Consider the following 21538-nt stretch of genomic DNA (forward strand, 5'->3'; position numbering starts at 1 on the left):
AAGGCGGCCGGCGAACCGGCCGAATACCCTACTCGTGGTTTGGAACAGGTGCGGCCGCGCGGGGCAGCCGCGGGAAAATCAGCGGTTGGGCTGCGGCGTCAGGCGCAGGTACGGCTTGACCGCGCGGTAGCCTTTGGGGAAGCGCTGGCGGATTTCGTCCTCGTCCTTCAGCGAGGGCACGATGACCACCTCGTCGCCGTCCTGCCAGTTGCCCGGCGTGGCGACCTTGTGGTTGTCGGTCAGTTGCAGCGAGTCCACCACCCGCAGGATTTCGTTGAAGTTGCGCCCGGTGCTGGCCGGGTAGGTGATGATCAGGCGCACCTTCTTGTTCGGGTCGATGACGAACAGCGAACGCACGGTCAGGGTGTCGTTGGCGTTCGGGTGGATCAGGTCGTACAGCTCGGAGACCTTGCGGTCGGCATCGGCGATGATGGGGAAGTTGACCACGGTGTTCTGCGTCTCGTTGATGTCGTCGATCCACTTCACGTGGGACTCCACCGGGTCCACCGACAGCGCGATGACCTTGACGCCGCGCTTGGCGAAGTCGTCCTTGAGCTTGGCGGTCAGGCCCAGCTCGGTGGTGCACACCGGGGTGAAGTCCGCCGGGTGGGAGAAGAGGATGCCCCAGCTGTCGCCAAGCCACTCGTGGAAACGGATGCGGCCTTCGCTGGATTCCTGTTCGAAGTCGGGGGCGATGTCGCCGAGACGCAGACTCATGGGTTGGGCTCCTGGTTCGTGTGGGTTCACTATGCACAAGGCCGGAATTCATTAAAAAGAATATATTTTGATTTTCTTATAACCAAACAGATATATAGTCGACCAGCCTCGTGCCGCTGGCCATTGAGCATAGCCGCCAGGGCCCCCGCCGCCGTCCATTCGTCGCCTGCGCCACGCCGCCGCAGGGCCTGGCTACACTGAAATCATTAACCCGCAGGTGTGGGAGGTGTCTTCATGTTCGGTAAAAGAGTGACTGACGGCGAGCCGGGCACCCACTATCGCAGCGACCGGATCAGCGCGGTCAATGGCCAGTATTTCTTCTCGACCCGCGAGGGCACGCTGGAAGGGCCGTTCTTCACCCGCTTCGATGCGGAACGCGAGGTGATGCAGTACATCAGCCGGATGCAGCAGGCCGCCGGGTTGTATGCGCGGGTGGCGCAGTAGGTGTCGTTCGGTTTTTTAGGCGAGTCATGAACCCCGGCCAGGTGCCGGGGTTTTTCTTTGGGTGTCTTCCGGGGGCAGGTTCTTTTCGTAGAAGCGAGCTTGCTGGCGAACGGAGTCTCCCGGGTGTATTGGTGCATCGGCTGACCTCCCTTCCCTCTCCCCAGCCCTCTCCCTGAAGGGAGAGGGGGCTTGTCCGTGCCGAGAGAAGATTTGGCGTCAGTCGGAAACTTCGCGGCAGCCGGCTAACACCGAAACACCCGAGCACACCGAACGGTCCCCTCTCCCTTCAGGGAGAGGGTTAGGGAGAGGGCGTTCTTCAGGACGCACGCCGAACCTGGCCGGCAGAGCACCATTCGCGAGCAAGAGCTAGGCGCCCCCCTCGCTCCTACGAGAAAAGCCCGCAACGAAAAAAGCCCCGGCATCGCTGCCGGGGCTTCGCTATCGGCCCTCCTGCGTGGGGACGGCCGCCAGGCTCAGCGGACCGCTTCGAACAGGCCGGTGGCGCCCATGCCGCCGCCCACGCACATGGTCACGATGCCGTAGCGCAGGTTGCGCCGCTGCAGTTCGCGCACCAGGTGGCCGACCTGGCGCGAGCCGGTCATGCCGAAGGGGTGGCCGATGGAGATGGAGCCGCCGTTGACGTTGTACTTCTCGTTGTCGATGCCCAGGCGGTTGCGTGCGTACAGGCACTGCGAGGCGAAGGCTTCGTTGAGTTCCCAGAGGTCGATGTCGTCGATCTGCAGGCCGCGGGCCTTGAGCAGTTTCGGCACCGAGAACACCGGGCCGATGCCCATCTCGTCCGGCTCGCAGCCGGCCACGGTGAAGCCGCGGAAGAAGGCCCTGGGCTTGAGGCCCAGCTCCAGCGCCTTATCCAGGCTCATCACCAGGGTCATGGAGGCGCCGTCGGAAAGCTGCGAGGCGTTGCCGGCGGTCACCGAGCCGTCCTCGGCGAACACCGGCTTCAGGGAGTTCAGGCCTTCGAGGGTGGTGTCCGGGCGGTTGCAGTCGTCGCGGTCGACCACGCCTTCGACCACCTTCTTCTCGCCGGTGGCCTTGTCTTCCACGGCGTAGCGCACGTTCATCGGCACGATTTCGTCGTCGAACAGGCCCTCGGCCTGGGCGCGGGCGGTGCGCTGCTGGCTCTGCAGGGCGTAGAGGTCCTGTTCCTCGCGGGTGACGTTGTAGCGGCGGGCGACGATCTCGGCGGTCTGCCCCATGGGGTAGTAGATCCCCGGGAATTCCGCTTCCAGGCGCGGGTTGACGAAGTGGTCGGTGTTGCGCGACTTGGCCGTCAGGGTGATGGACTCGACGCCGCCGGCCACGATGATGTCGCTGCAGCCGGAGGCCACCTGGTTGGCGGCGATGGCGATGGCCTGCAGGCCCGAGGAGCAGTAACGGTTGAGGGTCATGCCGGCGACGTGGATGCCCAGCTTCGACAGCACCGCGGCGTTACGGCCGATGTTGTGGCCCTGGGCGCCCTCGTTGGAGCCGGCGCCGACCACGCAGTCGTCCACCAGCAGCGGGTCCAGCCCGTTGCGCGCCAGCAGCGCGTCGATGCAGTGGGCCACCATGTCGTCGGGCCGGGTCATGTTGAACTTGCCGCGGAAGGACTTGGCCAGGCCGGTACGGACGCTGTCGACGATCACCACTTCACGCATGGGAAACCTCGTTGCTTGTTGTTCGATTGGGGAGGTGCAGTCGGCCAAGCATAGGGCTAGGAAATGGCGGGATGCGACGATCATTCATCGCGGATATGCGCAGCCATCCCCCAGCGGATACGCGACCGCCGCCCTGGGGCGGCGGTCGCGGGCGCCCTTGCGGCGCGGTCAGACGGTGTCCACCTTCACCGCGTGGTCGGTCAGCAGGCCATTGAGCACCGTGTGGGTGTCGCCGCTGGAGACGATGGCGCCGCCGCTGTGGCCGGCGTACTTCGCCACCAGGTCGACGTTGACCAGGTCGATGGTCTGGGTGGTCGCGCCCCCCGTCGCGCCCGTGGGGTTCACCGAGATGGTGGTGGTCGCGGTGGTGGCGTTGACCGAGAAGGTCAGGTACTGCGCCAGCGAATCGGCGGTGGCGTGCTCGCCCTGCAGCAGGTCGGCCAGGTTCAGCGAGTCGCCCTCGCCGATGTTGAAGTCCTTGATCACGTCATGCCCGGTCTCGCCCTTCTGCCAGACGAACTGGTCGGCGCCGGCGCCGCCGGTGAGGATGTCGTCGCCCATGCCGCCGAACAGGATGTCGTTGCCGTCGCCGCCGAGCAGGGTGTCGTTGCCGCCCTGGCCGAACAGCAGGTCGTCGCCCTTGCCGCCTTCGAGGGTGTCGTTGCCGCCGCGGGTATCGCCGGCGACGTTGAGCTCGTAGGCGTGGGCGACGATGTAGTTGGTCAGCTGGCTCTGGGACGGCGCGGCGCCGCCGTTGGCGGCGCTCAGGTAGTCCACCAGGCCCTGGTAGCCGGCGCCGTTGTGGGTGCCGGCGGCATGCCCGGTCCAGCTCAGGGCGTCGGTGTTGATCACGTCGCCGAAGAGGATGTCGTTGCCGTCGCCGCCCACCAGGTGGTCGTGGCCCACCGCCTGCGGCGAGCTGTTGGTGAAGCCTTCCTGCAACGCGGTCTGCAGCTGTTCGGCGGTATTGATGACCTGCGGCTGGCCGACGTTGGCGGTGAGGTCCGGGGTGTTGCCGGTGAAATGCAGGGTGGCGGTGCCCGTGGTGCTGGTGTTGTCGAAGAACTGCAGGATGCCGCTGTTGATGCCGTCGCCGATGCCGATGGCGTTCACCGACACATGGTCGCTGCCGCTGAGCACTCCGCCGCCGTTGAGCATGCTGTTGGCGACGTCCAGCGCGTCCTTGATGTCGTGGTAGTTGGTGACGGTGCCGCTGTTGCTGCTGTCGCCGATGTAGGTGGTCGGGTTGCCGTCGGTGAGGAAGAACGCCAGGTTGATGTAGTCGTGGGCCGCGTTGGCGCCCCCGGCCACGGTGGCGTTGAACCAGTCGACGGTGGACTTCAGCGCCGCCTCGTAGTTGGTCCCGCCCACGGCGCCGAGGCTGTTGATGGCGCTGATCAGGGTGGCGACGTTGGTGCTGTTAAGGCCGTGCACCTGGGTCAGGGTCGAGCCGTCGGCGAAGGACACCAGGGCCAGGTTGATGGTGCCGTCGTGCCCCTTGATCTGGTTCAGCAGGTTGATCAGCGCTGCCTTGGCCAGGGCCATGCGGCTGAGCCCGGCGGTCCCCGAGGCATCGGCCATGCTGCCGGAGGTATCGATGATCAGCGCGATGTTGTAGTTCTTGCCCGGCACCGTGGTGGTGCTCACCCCGCCCACGTCGCCGATCAGCACGTCGTTGCCGAAGCTGCCGGCGATGGTGCCATGGTCCGGCCCGAGCGGGCTGGGCACGGTGTGGGTGGTGGTGGAGCCGTCGACGTCGCTGGCGTTGCTGCCCACCACCAGGATGGGCGCGCCGTATTTCAGGCAGATGTCGAGGTTGGCCGTGGCGGTGTCGCCGTCGCCATCGACGATGGTGTACTGGAACGACTCGCTGATCTGCCCGCTTTCCGGGAAGCTCACCCCGGCCTTGACCGCATAGGTGTAGTCGCCCATGTGGTGGCCGCCGCCGTCCTTCAGGTACAGCGTCAGGGTGCCGCTGTCGGTGCTGATGGTCAGCAGGCCGCTGCTGGCGTTGTAGCTGCCGGTGGCGTGGCTGGCATTGGGGTCGAGGTTGGTGAGGTTGCCGTTGGCATCCACCGCGAAGGTCTCGCCGCCGATGCTCACCTGGGTGATGCGCACGGTGCCGTCGGCGCTGGCCGGCAGGTCGTTGGCCAGCAGGTTGCCGCTGACCGCGTCGAGGTGGCTGAGGTTGACCAGGGTGGCGCCGAGGTCGCCGGGGTCGGTGACGATGACCGGCGTGCCATGGCTGTCCACCCGCACCAGGTCCTGGTCGGTGATGGAGGTGCCGACGCCGACGGCGAAGGCCTCGACGTTGTTACTGGTGCCGTTGTGCGCGGCGAGGAAGTTCTGCCAGTTGTCCAGCGCGGTGTTGGTGCTACCCGTGGTGGGCTCGCCGTCGGAGATGAAGTACACCCGGTTGATGGCCGAGGGGTCGGCCCCCGGCGCGTTCAGGTCGGCGCCGATGCTGGTCTGGGCGCGCTCCAGGGCGGCCTGGTAGTTGGTGTTGCCGCCGGCCTGCAGGTTGTTGATGGCGTTCACCAGGCTGGTGTAGCCACTATCGCCGGCGTCGTCGAAGCTGTAGTGGCTGGCGGCGCTGGCCGAGGAGGCGAAGCTGATCAGCGAGACCTGGACCAGCAGGCCCATGGACGCGTACTCGTGCAGCATGTTGATCAGCGCGGCCTTGGCCTGCGCCAGCTTGCTGCCCTGCATGCTGCCGGAGACGTCGAGCACCAGGGTCAGGTTGACCGCCGGCGGCGGCTGCACCAGCAGGCACGGCGGACGGTCGTCCACCGCGGTGGGGCCGTCGTCGGCGAAGCCGATCTTGTTGCCCAGGTCGAGGGTCTGGCTGCTGCTGGCCTTGTCGCCATCGTAGTCGGTGATGCTGGCGGTGCCTTCCAGGCCGACCAGACCGGTCTTCAGCCAGGCCACCTGGCTGTCGTAGTTGCCGGAAGCCCCCGGCCCGTCGTGCTGGATGGCCGAGTACTGGGTGAGGATCACCTTGCCGCTGTTACCGTCCAGGCGCAGGTCGAACACGGTGTTGGCCGCGGTCACGCCCTGCAGGCTGGTGGCGGTGCTGCCGACGATCTTGCCGCCGACGTCGTACAGGTGGATGCTCGCGTTGCCGCTGCTCAGCCCGCTGTCGGCGCCCTGCCCGGCCAGCAGCTTGAGGCTGTAGCTCCAGCTCACCGCGGAGGCCGGGGCGTCGGCGCCGGCACTCTGCGAGGTGATGACGAAGGCGCCGGTGAAGTCGCCGCTGGCGGTGTCGAAGTTCGCGCCAATGGTGTCGGCATCCTGGGTCTGCACCACCACCGCCTGGCCACCCAGGCCAACGCTGATGGACGGGCCGTCGTCGGCGAAGGCCACCTTGTTGCCCAGGTCGAGGGAGGCCGTGGAGCTGGCCTTGTCGCCATCGTAGTCGGCGATGGTCGCGGTAGCGTCCAGGCTCACCAGGCCGGTGCCGAGGAAAGCCTGCTGCGCAGCATAGTTGCCGGTGGCGCCGGGCAGTGCGTGATCGATCTCGGCGTATTGCGTCAGGGTGACGTTGCCGCTGCCATCCACCTTCAGGCTGAAGATGGTGTTGCTGGCGTTTACCCCGCCTTCACTGCTGGCGGTACTGCCGATGATCTGGCCGTTCTGCTCGTACAGGTAGATCTTCTGTCCGGTGCTGTTCAGGCCTGACTGAGTGCCTTCGGCCACGTCCAGTTTCAGCGCATAGCTCCAGCTCACCGAGGCCGGGGTATCGGCGCCGGCGCTTTGCGAGGTGATGGCGAAGGCGGCGGCGAAGCTGGTGGTCGCAGTGTCGAAGTTGCTGCCGATAGTGTCCGCGTCCTGTGTATGCAGCAGCACCGGAGCTTTGCCGCTCAGGTCGATGCAGATGGAGGGGCCGTCGTCGTCGAAGGCCACCTTGCCGCCCAGGTCGATGCTGGCGCTGGACGAGGCCTTGTCGCCGTCGTAGTCAGTAATGGTGGCGGTAGCGTCCAGGCTCACCAGGCCGGTGCCGAGGAAAGCCTGCTGCGCGGCATAGTTGCCGGTGGCGCCCGGCAGCGCGTGGTCGATCTCGGCGAACTGCGTGAGGGTGACGTTGCCGCTGCCGTCCACTTTGAGACTGAAAATGGTGTTGCTGGCGTTCACACCACCTTCACTGCTGGCGGTGCTGCCAACGATCTGGCCGTTCTGCTCGTACAGGTAGATCTTCTGCCCGGTGCTGTTCAGGCCTGACTGGGTGCCCTCGGCCACGTCCAGTTTCAGCGCATAGCTCCAGCTCACCGAAGCCGGCGTATCAGCACCGGCGCTCTGCGAGGTAATGGCGAAGGCGGCGGCGAAGCTGGTGGTCGCAGTGTCGAAGTTGCTGCCGATAGTGTCCGCGTCCTGTGTATGCAGCAACACCGGGGCTTTGCCGCTCAGGTCAATACAGATGGAGGGGCCGTCGTCGTCGAAGGCGACCTTGTTGCCCAGGTCCAGGGACGCCGTGGAGCTGGCCTTGTCACCATCGTAGTCGGTGATGGTGGCGGTAGCGTCCAGGCTCACCAGACCGGTGCCGAGGAAAGCCTGCTGCGCAGCATAGTTGCTGGTGGCGCCGGGCAGTGCGTGATCGATCTCGGCGAACTGCGTGAGGGTGACGTTGCCGCTGCCATCCACTTTGAGACTGAAAATGGTATTGCTGGCGTTCACCCCGCCTTCACTGCTGGCGGTGCTGCCGATGATCTGGCCGTTCTGCTCGTACAGATAAATCTTCTGTCCGGTGCTGTTCAGGCCTGACTGGGTGCCCTCGGCCACGTCCAGTTTCAGCGCGTAACTCCAGCTCACAGAGGCCGGGGTATCGGCGCCGGCGCTTTGCGAGGTGATGGCGAAAGCTGCGGCGAAGCTGGTGGTCGCAGTGTCGAAGTTACTGCCGATAGTGTCCGCATCCTGGGTATGCAGCAGCACCGGGGCATTGCCACTGAGGCCTACGCTGATGCTCGGGCCGTCGTCATCGAAGGCCACCTTGCCGCCCAGGTCGATGCTGGCGCTGGACGAGGCCTTGTCGCCGTCGTAATCGGTGATGGTGGCGGTGGCCTGCAGGCTCACCAGGCCGGTCCCCAGGGGCGCCTGTTGCGCCGCGTAGTCGCTGGTCGAACCCGGCAGCGCATGGTCGATCTCGGCGTACTGGGTCAGGGTGACGTTGCCGCTGCCGTCGACCTTCAGGCTGAAGATGGTATTGCTGGAATCCACTCCGTCTTCGCTGCTGGCGGTGCTGCCGATGATCTGGCCGTTCTGCTCGTACAGGTAGATTTTCTGCCCGGCGCTGTTCAGGCCTGACTGAGTGCCCTCGGCCACGTCCAGTTTCAGCGCATAGCTCCAGCTCACCGTGGCCGGGCCGTCGGCGCCGGCGTTCTGCGAGGTGATGGCGAAGGCCGCGGCGAAGCTGGTGGTGGCGGTGTCGAAGTTGCTGCCGAGGGTGTCGGCGTCCTGGGTCACCAGGCTGCCGAGCTGCGCGGTGCTGGCGCCGATGCCGATGCTCGGCCCGTCGTCGGCGAAGCCGATCCGGCCGCCCAGGTCCAGGTTCTGGCTGGCGCTGGCCGGGTCGCCGTCGCGGTCGGTGATGGTGACGCTGCCCTGCAGCTGCACCAGGTCGTTGCCGAGGGAGACGTGCTGGCTGTCGAAGCCGCTGGTGTCGCCCGGCAGGGCGTGGTCGATGGCGGCGTACTGGGTCAGGGTGACCTTGCCGCTGGCGGCGTCCACCGCCAGGGTGAAGACGGTGTTGGCGCCGCTCACCGCGCCGGCGCTGGCGGCCGTGGAGCCCACCACCACGCCGCCGATCAGGTAGAGGTGGATGCCCTGGCCGCCGCTGCTGAGCCCCGAGGCCTCGCCCTGGCTGGTGACGTTCAGGCTGTAGTGCCAGGCCACGCTGCCGGCGCCGTCGGCGCCATAGGCCAGGGTGGCCTTGAAGGCGCTGGCGAAGTCCGCCGAGACGCTCTCGGAGGCGCCGCCGCGGGTGCCCTCGTCATGGCTGAGCAGGCTCGGCGCCTCGCCGCCCAGGGCCAGGCCGGCGGTGGGGCTGTCGTCGTTGACGAGGATGGCCAGGCTGCCGCTGGCGGGCGTGCCGTTGCCGTCGGTCAGGGTGTAGGGGACGTTGAGGGCGATGTCGTCCTCGACGCCGTGCTGCGGGTGGTCCAGCGGCTGCTGCAGGACCAGTTCGTAGGTGCCGTTGGCGAGGCTGGTGAGGGTCAGGGTGAAGACCGTCTGGCCATTGGCCGAGGCGGTCAGCACGTGGCCGTCGGGGCTCACGCTGTAGCTCAGGGCCACGCCGCCGGAGGTCAGCGCCGGCAGGCCGGTGGTGCCCCAGGCGAAGCTCCCGGGGCCATCGGGGCCGAAGCTGTAGCCCAGGCTGCCGGAAGCGCTGGCGCCCACGCCGGGCAGGTCGTCGTTGCCCTGGATGCCGCCGGGCAGGCCGTCCTCATCCACCACGGTGGCGGCGTTGCCCGCGCTCGGCACGCCATCGACGGGTGGCGCCGGCGGTTCCGGTGGTGTCGGCGGCTCGGGCGGGGGCGCCGCCTGGGCCTGCTCGGGGCTGGGCACGCCGTCGAACAGCCGCGGGAACAGCGGGCCGCTGGCCAGGGGCCCGGTGGGGAAGCCGATGTCCGGATCGACGCGGCCGCCGGTCTCGGTCAGCAGCACGAAGGAGTGCCCGCCGCCGGCCTTGGCGTTGCCGCCGGCGGAGAACGACGGACCGGCCGCGGTGGCCTCGGCGACCTGGCTCGGGTCCTGCCCGGCGGCGATGGCCGCCTGCAGCGCCTTGACGTCGGTGAGGTCCTGCTGGCTGGGCGTGGCCGGGGCCTGCGCCGGCGCGCTGTCCGCGTACTGGTGGTGGGCGGCGGCGACCAGTTGGCTGCTCATCGGCATCGAACTGTCGCGCCCCAGGGTGAGCTCGCCGCCACCGGCGATCGCCACGGCCACGGCACCTTCGTGCCCGGTCACCAGTTGTTCGCCGACGAACAGCTTGTCGCCCTGGTGCAGGATGCGACGCGAACCATCCGCGGCCACGGCGAAGACCTCGCCCACCGCCTTGCTGACGATACCTACCAAGCTGGCCATGACTGCATCCTCCGCTCACCGCCCGGCGCCGCCTCCGGCGGCACCCAAGACCTCCGAGTTGGCCATGCCGTCGATGGCGCGCAGTGATGCGTAGAGGGAAGCTGAAGCCTGGAGGCGCTTTGGCATCAAAAAGCCAGCGGATGAATCCGCCATTTTTTTGACCACGCTTGCTTCGACACTTCGCGGAACGCCCCGCCCTAGCCGCCTGAAACGTACATGGCTGTATCTGCAAGCCCTATTCGTCCCCATAGCCAAGAAAAATCAGGGTTTGCGGGTTTTACAATGTGCCGGTTTTCATAGGTGGCATAAGATTTTTTCTGAATATGGGATGTGAAAAATTCTTCTGAGCTTCTCGAAAAGTTGTTCTTAGCTCTGATGTTACAGGCGTGAAACGCTTGATATCAAAAATAAGCCAAGTTTTTGGCGAATTGAAAGAGCATCGAAGTCGAGAACACCAGGAGAACGCCATGCGCAGTCGTAACGCGACGCTATGGAGCGGTGTATTTCTGGCGGCCACCTGCGCTCAAGCCCACGCGATGAGCCTGACCCAAGCCATACAGAGCACCCTGCAATATCACCCGGAGATCAGCCAGAGCATGAACAGCCGGCTGACCGCAGACCAGGAACTGAAGATCGCCCGCGGCGGCTACCTGCCCACCGTCGATCTGCTGCTGGGTTACGGCCGCGAAGGCGTCGATAGCCCCTCTACCCGTCAGGAAGGCAACCACAACAAGGAGACGCTCAACCGCGGCGACGCCGAGATCCGCCTGCAGCAGATGCTGTTCGACGGCTTCGGCACGCCCAACGAGGTGGCGCGCAACGAGGCCAACGTCAATTCCAAGGCGTTCCGCGTCCTGGGCACCTCGGAAAACGCCGCGCTGCGCACCGTCGAGGTCTACCTCAGCGTGCTGCAGCACCGCGAGATGGTGACCCTGGCGCGCAACAACCTGCAGGCCCACCAGCGCATCGGCGACCAGATCCACCTACGCAGCCAGCAGGGCGTCGGCAGCACCGCCGACAACGACCAGGCCACCGCGCGCCTGGCCCTGGCGCAGAACAACCTCTACACCGAGGAAGTCGACCTGCGCGACGCCGAGGCCAACTTCTACAGCGCCGTGGGCAAGCAGCCGGACGAGCTGGAGACGCCCTCCACCGTCAAGGCCCTGGTGCCCGCCAGCATCAACCAGGCGCGCCAGGAAGTGCTGAGCAACAACCCGCTGCTCAAGTCGGCCCAGTCCGACGTCAACGCCGCCGAGAAGCAGTACGAGGCGGCCAAGGCACCCTTCTACCCGCGCTTCGACCTGGAACTGTCGAAGGCGGCGAACAACAACGTCGACGGCGAAGTGGGCCACTACAACGACTGGGAAGCCCAGGTGGTGATGCGCTACAACCTGTTCAACGGCATGCGCGACAAGAACCGCCTCGGCGCCACCTCACACCAGATCGACGAGGCCAAGGACATCCGCGACAACGCCCTGCGCCTGCTCAACGAGAACCTCTCGCTGGCCTGGGACGCCATGGAGAACGCCACCAAGCAGACCGGCCCGGCGCGCGAGTACGCCGACTACACCCGCAAGGTCCGCGAGGCCTACCAGCAGCAGTTCACCCTGGGCCAGCGCACGCTGCTCGACCTGCTGGACAGCGAGAACGAACTCTTCACTGCCAACCGCCGCTACACCCAGGTGCGCTACACCGAAGAGTACTCGCGCTACCGGGTGCTGGCCGCCATGGGCGCCCTGCTGCGCTCGCAGAACGTAGTGCCGCCCCACGAGGGCGTGGCGCTGTCCGACGTGAAGACCGAAACACGCCTGCCCGACATGAAATGAGGCCCTGCCCGCCCCCGCCCGACGCCGGCCCCGCCGGCCGGCGGCGTTTGCGGGGCGCGGCGGCCCGCACGGGGCTCGAAGAAGCCCGGGAGAAGTAGCGTGACCATGATCATCCAGGAGCGCGGCAGCCCCGCCGCGGACGATCCCCGGCTGAGCCACGACGACCCCCTGCTCGACGGCCTGCTGATCCTCTGCCGCCTGCACGGCTGCCCGGTCAGCCGCACCAGCCTGAGCGCCGGCCTGCCGCTGCCGCAGCAACGCCTGAACGCCGAGCTGCTGCCCCGCGCCGCGGCCCGCGCCGGCCTGCAGGGGCGCCTGCTGCGCCGCGAGCTGAAGGCCATACCGGCGCTGAACCTGCCGGTCCTGCTGCTGCTCGACGGCGGGCGCAGCGCGGTGCTGCGCCAGTGGGGCGCGGACGGCCAGGCGCTGATCCTGCCCTGCGAGACCGAGGGCGGCGAGCAGTGGGTCAGCACCGAGGAACTGGCCGCGCAATACAGCGGCCTGGCCCTGTTCGCCCGCCCGCGCCATGAACTGGAGGCGGCGCGCCAGCCGCTGGTGCCGCGGGTGGAGGCCTGGTTCCGCGACACCCTCAGGCTGTCGCGCTGGCTGTACACCGACGCCCTGGTGGCCAGCCTGCTGATCAACCTGCTGAGCATGCTGGTGCCGCTGTTCGTCATGCAGACCTACGACCGCGTGGTGCCCAACCAGGCCGTCTCCACCCTCTGGGTGCTGGCCAGCGGGCTGCTGCTAGGCACCCTCTTCGAACTGCTGCTGCGGGTGCTGCGCTCGCACCTGCTGGACATGGCCGGGAAGAAGACCGACGTGGTGCTCTCGGCCACCCTCTTCGAGCGCATCACCGGCATGGCCATGAAGTACCGCCCGGCCACGGTCGGCGGCTTCGCCCAGAGCATCCACGACTTCCAGGGCCTGCGCGAATTCCTCACCGCGCTGACCCTCACCAGCCTGATCGACCTGCCCTTCTCGCTGCTGATGATCCTGGTCATCGGCCTGCTCGGCGGCAGCCTGGTGGCGGTGCCGCTGCTGGCCTTCCCGCTGACCATCGGCTTCGCCTACCTGATCCAGGTGCGCCTGCGCGACACCGTGCAGAAGAGCCTGACCCTCGGCGCCGAGCGCCAGGCCCTGCTGATCGAGACCCTCGGCGGCCTGGAGACGCTCAAGGCGTGCGGCGCCGAGAGCGAGCGGCAGTACCGCTGGGAAGCCACCCACGGCGCCCTCACCCGCCTGGACAACCACGCCCGCTTCCTCGCCACCCTGGCCACCAACGGCACCCTGTTCGTCCAGCAGTTCGCCGGCATGGCCATGATCGTCTGCGGCGTCTACGCCATCCTCGACGGCCAGCTCAGCGTCGGCGCCCTGGTCGCCTGCTACATGCTCAACAGCCGGGTACTGGCGCCGCTGGGGCAGATCGCCGGGCTGATCACCCGCCACCAGCAGGCGCGCCTGACCATGAAGAGCACCGACGCGCTCATGGCCCTGCCCCAGGAACGCCAGGCGAGCCAGCGCCCGCTGGAGCGCACCCAGCTGCACGGCGCGCTGGAGATGCGCCAGGTGGAATTCCGCTACCCCGAGCAGAACGCCCCGGCGCTGAGCCAGATCGGCCTGCGCCTGGCCGCCGGCGAGAAGGTCGGGCTGATCGGCCGCAGCGGCTCGGGCAAGAGCACCCTGGCGCGCCTGCTGCTGGGCTTCTACCAGCCGGACCAGGGGCAGATCCTGCTCGACGGCCTGGACCTGCGGCAGATCGACGTGGCCGACCTGCGCCAGCAGGTGGGCTACGTGGCCCACGACCTGCCGCTGCTGGCCGGCAGCCTGCGCGACAATCTGACCCTCGGCGCCCGCTACGTCAGTGACGCGCGCATGCTGGAGGTGGCCGAGCTGACCGGCGTCAGCGAACTGGCCCGGCAGCACCCGGCCGGCTTCGACCGCCCGGTGGGCGAGCGCGGCCAGCTGCTGTCCGGCGGCCAGCGCCAGGCCGTGCTGATGGCCCGCGCGCTGCTGCTGGACCCGCCGATCCTGGTGCTGGACGAACCCACCAGCGCCATGGACAACAGCAGCGAGGAAGCCCTGCGCCGGCGCCTGCAGGCGTGCTGCGCGGACAAGACGCTGCTGCTGGTCACCCACCGCACCTCGATGCTCGCGCTGGTGGACCGGCTGATCGTCCTCGACGCCGGGCGCATCGTCGCCGACGGGCCGAAGGACGCGGTGATCGAGGCATTGCGCAAGGGCCACGTCGGCCCGGCAGCGGGGTGAAGCCATGAGCAGCATGCAACCGGCGCCGGGCTACCTGGGCGCACGCAGCGACACCGAGTTCATGCCCGAGGTCCAGGGCACGGTGCTGGAGGACTCGCCGCTGGCCGCGCGCATCACCCTCTGGGCGGTGCTCGCGCTGCTGGTCTGCGCGCTGGCCTGGGCGCACTACGCGCACCTGGAGGAAGTCACCAAGGGCGAAGGCAAGGCGATCCCCTCCAGCAAGGTGCAGACCATCCAGAATCTGGAGGGCGGCATCGTCTCGGAAATCTTCGTCCACGAAGGCCAGGTGGTGGACAAGGGCCAGACCCTGCTGCGCCTGGACGACACCCGCTTCGCCTCCAACAAGGGCGAGACCGAGGCCGACCGCAACGCCCTGGAGGCCCGGGTGGAACGCCTGAGCGCCGAGGCCGAGGGCCGCGAGCCGGCCTTCTCCGCCCCCTGAAGCAGACCGCGCCGCAGGTGGTCGACGACCAGCTGCAGCTCTACCACAGCCGCCAGGCGCGCCAGGCCAGCGAGGTGAGCATCCTCCAGGAACAGCTGCGGCAGAAGACCCAGGAACTGCAGGAGTTCCGCGCCAAGGCCCAGCAGTACCGCTCCAGCCTCGGCCTGGTGCAGCAGGAGCTGAACATGTCGACGCCGCTGGTCAAGAGCGGCGCCATCTCCCCGGTGGAACTGCTGCGCCTGCGCCGCAGCGTGGTGGAGATCAACGGCGAGCTGAACGCCACCACCCTGGCCATCCCCCGCGCCGAGGCGGCCATGCAGGAAATCTCGCGGAAGATCGACGAGTCGCGCCAGGGCTTCCGCACCGACGCCCTGAAGGACCTCAACGAGGCCCGCACCGAGCTGAACAAGCTCACCGCCACCAGCCGCGCCATCGACGACAAGGTCAGCCGCACCACCGTGGTGTCGCCGGTGCGCGGCATCGTCAAGCAGCTGAAGATCAACACCATCGGCGGCGTGGTGCAGCCGGGCAGCGACATGGTGGAAATCGTCCCGCTGGAGGACAACCTGCTGGTGGAAGCGAAGATCCGCCCGCAGGACGTCGCCTTCCTCCACCCCGGCCAGCCGGCCACGGTGAAGTTCAGCGCCTACGACTACACCATCTACGGCGGCCTGAAGGCCAAGCTGGAGATGATCAGCGCCGACACCATCACCGACGACAAGGGCAACGCCTTCTACCTGATCCAGGTGCGCACCGACAAGAACCACCTGGGCCCGGACAACAAGCCGCTGCTGATCATCCCCGGGATGGTGGCGACGGTGGACATCATCACCGGCGAGAAGAGCGTGCTGGACTACCTGCTCAAGCCGGTGCTCAAGGCGCGCTGGGAGGCGTTGCGGGAGCGGTGAGGGGGTGCTTTTGCTCTTCGTAGGAGCGAGCTTGCTCGCGAACCGCATGGCACCGCGTTTGTTCGCGAGCAAGCTCGCTCCTACGAAGAGCATCTCGGCGCAGGCTGCAAGACAGTTGCTCCTACGGTTCCAGGAAGCACGGTCGTAGGAGTGGACTCCGTCCGCGATTGGATTCACCGGCCACGCCGGACGCCCGGTGGCACGGCCAACGGCGGATAACCGCGAACGGTTATTCGCCCTACGAGTTTGCCGGCTGACTCTGCGTTATCCGACAGCTCGGGACAGCCCCCTCTCCCTTCAGGGAGAAGGTTGGGGAGAGGGGACGGACTTCGCTCTGGCACTTCTGCCAACCCTGACTCCGCTCCCCCTCCCTAACCCTCCCCCGCAAGCGGGAGAGGGGACCGTTCGGTGTGGCGCGAAACCACGAAGCTCCCGGGTTCCCACGTAGGGCGCATAACGCCTACGGCGTTATCCGCCGAATCGCGGACAAAGTCCGCGCCTACGGTTCCAGGAAGCACGGACGTAGGAGCGGACTCCGTCCGCGATTGCCCCCCGCCACACCAAACCCTCCGGTGGCACAGCCCTCCCCCGCTAGATGTTGTACTCCGGCGGCGGCGCCGGCAGTTGCGCCAGCAGCTCGTGCAGCCCCGCCGACCACTGCTTGCGGATGCTCGCGTAGTAGGCGTCCTCCTCCGTCACCCGGTAGCCCGCCGGGACGATCAGGCTGTCGCGGTGGTACACCAGCAGGTCCAGCGGCATGCCCACCGAGAGGTTGCTGCGGATGGTCGAGTCGAAGGACACCAGCGCGCAGCGCAGGCCTTCGGCCAGGCTGGTGGTGAATTCCAGGTTGCGGTCGAGGATCGGCTTGCCGTACTTGCTCTCGCCCAGCTGCAGGAAGGGCGTGTCTTCCGTGGCCTGGATGAAGTTGCCCTGGGGGTAGATGCTGTACAGCTCCGGCGGGCCGCCGGCGATCTGCCCGCCGACCAGGAAGGAGCAGCTCAGGTCGGTGTTGCCGGCCAGGGGCGCGGCGTCGCGGGCCACCACCTCGCGCACGGTGGCGGCCACCAGGGCGGTGGCCTCGTAGAGGGTCGGCACGCTGTGCAGGTTGGCCTGGGCGGCGTCGCCCAGGCGTTGCTTCAGCAGGTTCACCACCGACTGCGAGGTGGCCAGGTTGCCGGCGCTCTGCAGCACGATCAGGCGCTCGCCGGGCACGCCGAAGGTGAACAGCTTGCGGAAGGTGGCGATGTGGTCGATGCCGGCGTTGGTCCGCGAGTCCGAGGCGAACACCAGGCCCTCGTCCAGGCACATGGCTACGCAATAGGTCATGGGATGGCCTTCTTCTGGGGTGCCCGGGGAATACTAGACCACCGGGCGCCTTCGCCCTGCCCCGTCGGGCTCACTGCTGGCCGCGCAGCAGCGGCGCCACCACCACCCGCGCGTGCATCTGCTCGCCCAGGCCGCTGCCGCGGCGCATGCCGCGCACCGGGCAGGCGTCCAGGTAGTCCAGGCCCACCGCCAGCTTCAGGTGGCGCTCCGGGCGCGCCAGTTCGTTGGTCACGTCGAAGCTGTACCAGGCATCGTCCAGCCAGGCCTCGGCCCAGGCGTGGTTGGCCAGGTCCTGGTCGCTGCCGCGGTACAGGTAGCCGGAGACGAAGCGCGCCGGGATGCCCAGGCTGCGCGCGCAGGCGAGGAAGGCATGGGTGTGGTCCTGGCAGACCCCGGCGCCACCGGCGAAGGCCTCGGCGGCGGTGCTTTCCACCCCGGTGGAGCCCGGCTGGAACGGCATCTGCGCGTGCAGGGCGTGCATCAGCCTGATCAGCGCCGCGCGGTCGCGGGCCTCGCCGCACTGCGCCAGGGCGAAGGCGCGCAGGGCGTCGTCGGGGTGGTCAGGCGGGTGTGGCGCAGGAACGGCAGCGGCGACTGGGCGTCGTGCTCGGCCTCGCGGCTCTCGTCGATCTCCACCAGGCCGCGGGCGCGGATCACCACGGCCTCGTGGGGTTCGTCGATGCTCAGCACGTGCAGCACGTTGCCGTAGGGGTCGCGCTGGGCGCGGGCCGGGCGCGGCAGCGTGAGCTCCCAGCTGAGCACGTGCTGGCGCTCGCTTTCCTGGGGCGTCAGGCGCAGGTACTGGATGCTGGCGCGCACCGGGTCGTCGTAGCGGTAGGTGGTGTCGTGGCTGATGGCGAGTTTCATACGGCCTCCAGATAGGAACTGTGGATTGCCCGGGCCAGTTGGCGGACCAGCAGGATGAAGTCGGTGAGCCAGGCGTGCAGGCCGTCGCCGAGGATCTCGTCGATCGCCGTGTAGCGCAGGCGCGCGGCCAGCTCGGCGGCCAGGCGCTGCGCCGGCCGGCCGTTGTCGCCGGGCAGGGTGGATAGGATGCCGTCCAGTTCCTCCACGCAGGCTTGCAGGGAACGGGGCACCTCGGCACGCAGGAGCAGCAGTTCGGACACGTGGCGGGCATCGGGCGAGCCACGGTAGATCTCGTTGTAGGCTTCGAAGGACGACAGCGCGCGCAGCAGCGCGCTCCACTGGTAGTAGCCGCGCGCCGAGGTGTCGCTGACCTCCTCGGCCTCCTCGCCGAGCAGCTCGTAGCGGGCGTCGAGCAGGCGCAGGGTGTTGTCGGCGCGTTCGATGAAGGTGCCCAGGCGGATGAAGCTGGAGGCCTCGCCGCGCATGATGGTGCCGTAGGTGGCGCCGCGGAACAGGTACGAGCGCTCCTTCACCCATTCGCAGAAGCGGCTGATGCCGTAGCGGCCCAGGCCCTGCTGGGCGATGCTGCGCATCTCCAGCCAGGTGGCGTTGATGTTCTCCCAGATGTCCGCGGTGATCCGCCCGCGCACCGCGTGGGCGTTGCCGCGGGCGGCCTGCAGGCAGCGGTAGATGCTCGCCGGGTTGTCGGCGTCGAGGGCGAAGAAGTGCAGCATGCGCTCGGGCTGCATCTTCCCGTGGCGCTCCAGGTAGTCGTCCATGGTGCCGGTGATCAGCAGCGGCATGGCCAGCTCGTCGGCGCCGCCGCCGCGGTCGTCCGGCGGCATCAGCGACAGCGAGTAGCTCACGTCGAGCATGCGCGCGAGGTTCTCCGCGCGCTCCAGGTAGCGGGACATCCAGTACAGGTCGGCTGCGGTACGGCTCAGCATCTCAGTCCTCCACCACCCAGGTGTCCTTGGTACCGCCACCCTGTGACGAATTGACGACCAGCGAGCCCTCGCGCAGCGCCACGCGGGTCAGCCCGCCGGGCACCAGGCGCGTCTCGCGGCCGGACAGCACGAAGGGCCGCAGGTCGATGTGCCGCGGGGCGATGCCGCTGTCGACGTAGGTCGGGCAGGTCGACAGGCACAGCGTCGGCTGGGCGATGTAGGCGTGCGGGCGGGCCTTGATGCGTTCGCGGAAGGCCTCGATCTCCTGGTTGCTGGCCGCGGGGCCCACCAGCATGCCGTAGCCGCCGGAGCCCTGGGTTTCCTTGACCACCAGTTCCGGCAGGTGCGCCAGCACGTGGGACAGGTCCTGGGGCTTGCGGCACTGCCAGGTGGGTACGTTCTTCAGGATGGGTTCCTCGGACAGGTAGAAGCGCACCATGTCGCCGACGTAGGGGTAGATCGACTTGTCGTCGGCCACCCCGGTGCCGATGGCGTTGGCCAGCACCACGTTGCCGGCGCGGTAGGCCGCCAGCAGGCCGGGCACGCCGAGCATCGACTCGGGGTTGAAGGCCAGGGGGTCGAGGAAGGCGTCGTCCAGGCGCCGGTAGATCACGTCCACCGGGCGCGGGCCGGCGGTGGTGCGCATGTACACGCGCTCGTCGCGGACGAACAGGTCGGCGCCCTCCACCAGCTCCACGCCCATCTCGCGGGCCAGGAAGGCGTGCTCGAAGTAGGCGCTGTTGAAGCGCCCGGGGGTCAGCACCACCACGCTGGGGTTGTCCAGCGGGCTGGAGCTGCGCAGGGTCTCCAGCAGCAGGTTCGGGTAGTGGTCGATGGGAGCGATGCGCTGCGCGGCGAACAGCTCGGGGAACAGCCGCATCATCATCTTGCGGTCCTCGAGCATGTAGCTCACGCCGCTGGGGGTGCGCAGGTTGTCCTCCAGCACGTAGTAGCTGCCGTCGGCGTCGCGCACCAGGTCGACGCCGGCGATATGGGCGTAGAGGTCGCGGTGCAGGTCCAGGCCCTGCATGGCGATCTGGTAGCCCTCGTTGGTCAGCACCTGCTCCGCCGGGACCACCCCGGCCTTGATGATGCGCTGCTCGTGGTAGAGATCGGCGAGGAACATATTCAGCGCCCGCACCCGCTGGATGCAGCCGCGCTCCACCACGCGCCATTCGCTCATGGGAATGCTGCGCGGGATGGTGTCGAACGGGATCAGGCGCTCGGTGCCCTGCTCGTCGCCATAGAGGGTGAAGGTGATGCCGGCGCGGTGGAACAGCAGGTCGGCCTCGCGCCGGCGCTGCTCCAGTGTCTCCGGCGGTGCCGCCGCCAGCCAGCGGGCGAATTCGCGGTAGTGCGCCCGGCACTGGCCATTCGCGTCATACATCTCATCGTAGAAAGTGCGGGACATGCCGAACTCCTTGTCGCCACCAGTACTCTTGCCATCGCAAGCCCCGTGCCATCGAAACAAAGCCTTTTGCTTCAATGACTTGCAAAACACGCCCAGCCCTGGTGCGCCAACTTGGTGCAGCCGGCGCGGGCAACGGGCCGGCACCGCCCCGTTTGGCGCCAACCGGGTCAGTCTAGGCCAGCGGCGGCAACCGGCCCGCCGGACTTGGGCCTATGCTTAGCCGGAACGGCGGCCGTGGGCTTGTAGCCCCCGCAGGGCGCGACTAGGCTGCCAGAGATGTCGATCTGCCATGACATGATGCTGTCGCCCAGGTGCCCCGCCCGCGGTGCGGTACGGCCGCAGAGGCTCCTACCCCCTTACAGGAGTCCGACCATGCCTTCCCCGAAATTCGCCCCCTGGCCTTCGCCGGCGTCTGCGCCCTGGCCAGCGCCGCCTCGCAGGCCGCCCAGAGCGGCGCGCCCGAGGGCGCCCTCGACATCATCGCCTGGCCCGGCTACATCGAGCGCGGTGAGAGCGACAAGAACTACGACTGGGTGACGCCCTTCGAGAAGGAGACCGGCTGCAAGGTCAACGTGAAGACCGCGGCCACCTCCGACGAGATGGTCAGCCTGATGGCCAAGGGCGGCTACGACCTGGTCACCGCCTCCGGCGACGCCTCGCTGCGCCTGGTCTACGGCAAGCGCGTGCAGCCGATCGACGTCAGCCGGATCCCCAACTGGAAGAACGTCGACCCACGCCTGCAGGACGCGCCCTGGCACACCGTCGCCGGCAAGCACTACGGCACGCCCTACCAGTGGGGGCCCAACGTGCTGATGTACAGCACCAAGGTCTTCCCCAAGGCGCCGGAAAGCTGGAGCGTGGTGTTCAAGGAACAGCAGCTGCCCGACGGCAAGAGCAACAAGGGCCGCGTGCAGGCCTACGACGGGCCCATCTACATCGCCGACGCCGCGCTCTACCTCAAGGCCACCGAACCCTCCCTGGGCATCCAGGACCCGTACCAGCTCACCGAGGACCAGTACGCCGCGGTGCTCAAGCTGCTGCGCGCCCAGCACGCGCTGATCCACCGCTACTGGCACGACGCGACCGTGCAGATGAGCGACTTCAAGAACGAGGGCGTGGCCGCCTCCGGCTCCTGGCCCTACCAGGTCAACGCCCTGCAGGGCGAGAAGCAGCCGATCGCCTCGACCATCCCCGCCGAGGGCGTCACCGGCTGGGCCGACACCACCATGCTGCACGTCGACGCCAAGCACCCGAACTGCGCCTACAAGTGGCTGAACTGGTCGCTGGAACCCAAGGTGCAGGGCGACGTCGCCGCCTGGTTCGGCTCGGTGCCGGCGGTGCCGGCCGGCTGCAAGGAAAGCCAGCTGCTCGGCGCCCAGGGTTGCGCCACCAACGGCTACGACCAGTTCGAGCGCATCGCCTTCTGGAAGACGCCGCAGGCCGAGGGCGGGAAGTACGTGCCCTATAGCCGCTGGACGCAGGATTACATCGCGATCATGGGCGGCAGGTAGCGCTCCGGCTTTTCGTAGGAGCGAGCTTGCTCGCGAACGGGGTCTGCCGGTGGCTTCGGCGCCAGGATCAAGAGCACCCTCTCCCCAGCCCTCGGCTGCGCGCCCCGCCCTGAAGGGAGAGGGGGCTTGTCCGTGCCGA

The 21538-nt window shown here is 67.9% G+C and carries 10 protein-coding genes and 2 pseudogenes; 5 read left to right on the forward strand and 7 right to left on the reverse strand.

Annotation, left to right across the window (positions count from 1 at the left end; genetic code table 11):
* Positions 1 to 78 precede the first annotated feature (78 nt).
* Entirely contained in the window at positions 79 to 717 is a 639-nt protein-coding gene (locus PKO50_RS19385; protein WP_275626956.1) for a peroxiredoxin, read from the reverse strand.
* 234 nt (positions 718 to 951) lie between these two features.
* Here PKO50_RS19385 and PKO50_RS19390 point away from each other — a divergent pair, with 234 nt between their 5' ends.
* On the forward strand, positions 952 to 1161 hold the full coding sequence (locus tag PKO50_RS19390) for a DUF6316 family protein (RefSeq protein ID WP_009618794.1): 210 nt from the start codon (positions 952 to 954) through the stop codon (positions 1159 to 1161).
* A 473-nt stretch (positions 1162 to 1634) separates the two neighbouring features.
* On the opposite strand, the gene PKO50_RS19395 is transcribed toward PKO50_RS19390, so the two are convergent.
* The gene (locus PKO50_RS19395) at positions 1635 to 2819 is read right to left on the reverse strand and encodes a thiolase family protein (RefSeq protein ID WP_275626957.1); all 1185 of its coding nucleotides are present in this window, start codon (positions 2817 to 2819) and stop codon (positions 1635 to 1637) included.
* A 168-nt stretch (positions 2820 to 2987) separates the two neighbouring features.
* Complete coding sequence (locus PKO50_RS19400) at positions 2988 to 9893, reverse strand: retention module-containing protein (RefSeq protein WP_275626958.1); 6906 nt, start codon at positions 9891 to 9893, stop codon at positions 2988 to 2990.
* A 467-nt stretch (positions 9894 to 10360) separates the two neighbouring features.
* Here PKO50_RS19400 and PKO50_RS19405 point away from each other — a divergent pair, with 467 nt between their 5' ends.
* The 3 genes and pseudogenes from PKO50_RS19405 (at position 10361) to PKO50_RS19415 (ending at position 15337) form a co-directional block, all read left to right on the forward strand.
* Positions 10361 to 11719: a TolC family outer membrane protein gene (locus tag PKO50_RS19405; protein ID WP_275626959.1), complete on the forward strand. Its 1359-nt coding sequence runs from the start codon at positions 10361 to 10363 to the stop codon at positions 11717 to 11719.
* Between the two features lie 105 nt (positions 11720 to 11824).
* A complete protein-coding gene (locus PKO50_RS19410) occupies positions 11825 to 13987 on the forward strand; it encodes a type I secretion system permease/ATPase (RefSeq protein ID WP_275630501.1) in 2163 nt (720 codons plus the stop codon).
* Positions 13988 to 13991: 4 nt separating this feature from the next.
* Positions 13992 to 15337: pseudogene (locus PKO50_RS19415) on the forward strand (HlyD family type I secretion periplasmic adaptor subunit).
* 591 nt (positions 15338 to 15928) lie between these two features.
* Here the strand turns inward: PKO50_RS19415 and PKO50_RS19420 are convergent.
* The 4 genes and pseudogenes from PKO50_RS19420 to PKO50_RS19435 form a co-directional block, all read right to left on the reverse strand.
* Entirely contained in the window at positions 15929 to 16663 is a 735-nt protein-coding gene (locus tag PKO50_RS19420; RefSeq protein WP_109935122.1) for a proteasome-type protease, read from the reverse strand.
* A gap of 70 nt (positions 16664 to 16733) precedes the next feature.
* Positions 16734 to 17530: pseudogene (locus PKO50_RS19425) on the reverse strand (transglutaminase family protein).
* Complete coding sequence (locus PKO50_RS19430) at positions 17527 to 18477, reverse strand: alpha-E domain-containing protein (protein ID WP_089391910.1); 951 nt, start codon at positions 18475 to 18477, stop codon at positions 17527 to 17529. Before PKO50_RS19430 ends, PKO50_RS19425 begins: the two are co-directional and overlap by 4 nt.
* Position 18478: 1 nt before the next feature.
* Positions 18479 to 19888 (reverse strand): circularly permuted type 2 ATP-grasp protein, encoded by a 1410-nt coding sequence (locus PKO50_RS19435; RefSeq protein ID WP_109935124.1) that lies wholly within the window; start codon positions 19886 to 19888, stop codon positions 18479 to 18481.
* 395 nt (positions 19889 to 20283) lie between these two features.
* Here PKO50_RS19435 and ydcS point away from each other — a divergent pair, with 395 nt between their 5' ends.
* Positions 20284 to 21399, forward strand: coding sequence for a putative ABC transporter substrate-binding protein YdcS (gene ydcS / locus PKO50_RS19440; protein ID WP_275630502.1), 1116 nt, complete (start codon positions 20284 to 20286; stop codon positions 21397 to 21399).
* The last annotated feature ends 139 nt before the right edge of the window (positions 21400 to 21538 follow it).

The organism is Pseudomonas sp. 273, from assembly GCF_029201425.1.
Taxonomy (GTDB): Bacteria; Pseudomonadota; Gammaproteobacteria; order Pseudomonadales; family Pseudomonadaceae; genus Pseudomonas; species Pseudomonas delhiensis.

Excerpts from the sequence above, each read along its gene's own strand:
- PKO50_RS19410 (WP_275630501.1), top strand. The coding sequence starts at position 11,825 with ATGATCATCCAGGAGCGCGGCAGCCCCGCCGCGGACGATCCCCGGCTG.
- PKO50_RS19390 (WP_009618794.1), top strand. The coding sequence starts at position 952 with ATGTTCGGTAAAAGAGTGACTGACGGCGAGCCGGGCACCCACTATCGC.
- PKO50_RS19400 (WP_275626958.1), bottom strand. The coding sequence starts at position 9,893 with ATGGCCAGCTTGGTAGGTATCGTCAGCAAGGCGGTGGGCGAGGTCTTC.
- PKO50_RS19405 (WP_275626959.1), top strand. The coding sequence starts at position 10,361 with ATGCGCAGTCGTAACGCGACGCTATGGAGCGGTGTATTTCTGGCGGCC.
- PKO50_RS19395 (WP_275626957.1), bottom strand. The coding sequence starts at position 2,819 with ATGCGTGAAGTGGTGATCGTCGACAGCGTCCGTACCGGCCTGGCCAAG.
- PKO50_RS19385 (WP_275626956.1), bottom strand. The coding sequence starts at position 717 with ATGAGTCTGCGTCTCGGCGACATCGCCCCCGACTTCGAACAGGAATCC.
- PKO50_RS19420 (WP_109935122.1), bottom strand. The coding sequence starts at position 16,663 with ATGACCTATTGCGTAGCCATGTGCCTGGACGAGGGCCTGGTGTTCGCC.
- PKO50_RS19430 (WP_089391910.1), bottom strand. The coding sequence starts at position 18,477 with ATGCTGAGCCGTACCGCAGCCGACCTGTACTGGATGTCCCGCTACCTG.
- PKO50_RS19435 (WP_109935124.1), bottom strand. The coding sequence starts at position 19,888 with ATGTCCCGCACTTTCTACGATGAGATGTATGACGCGAATGGCCAGTGC.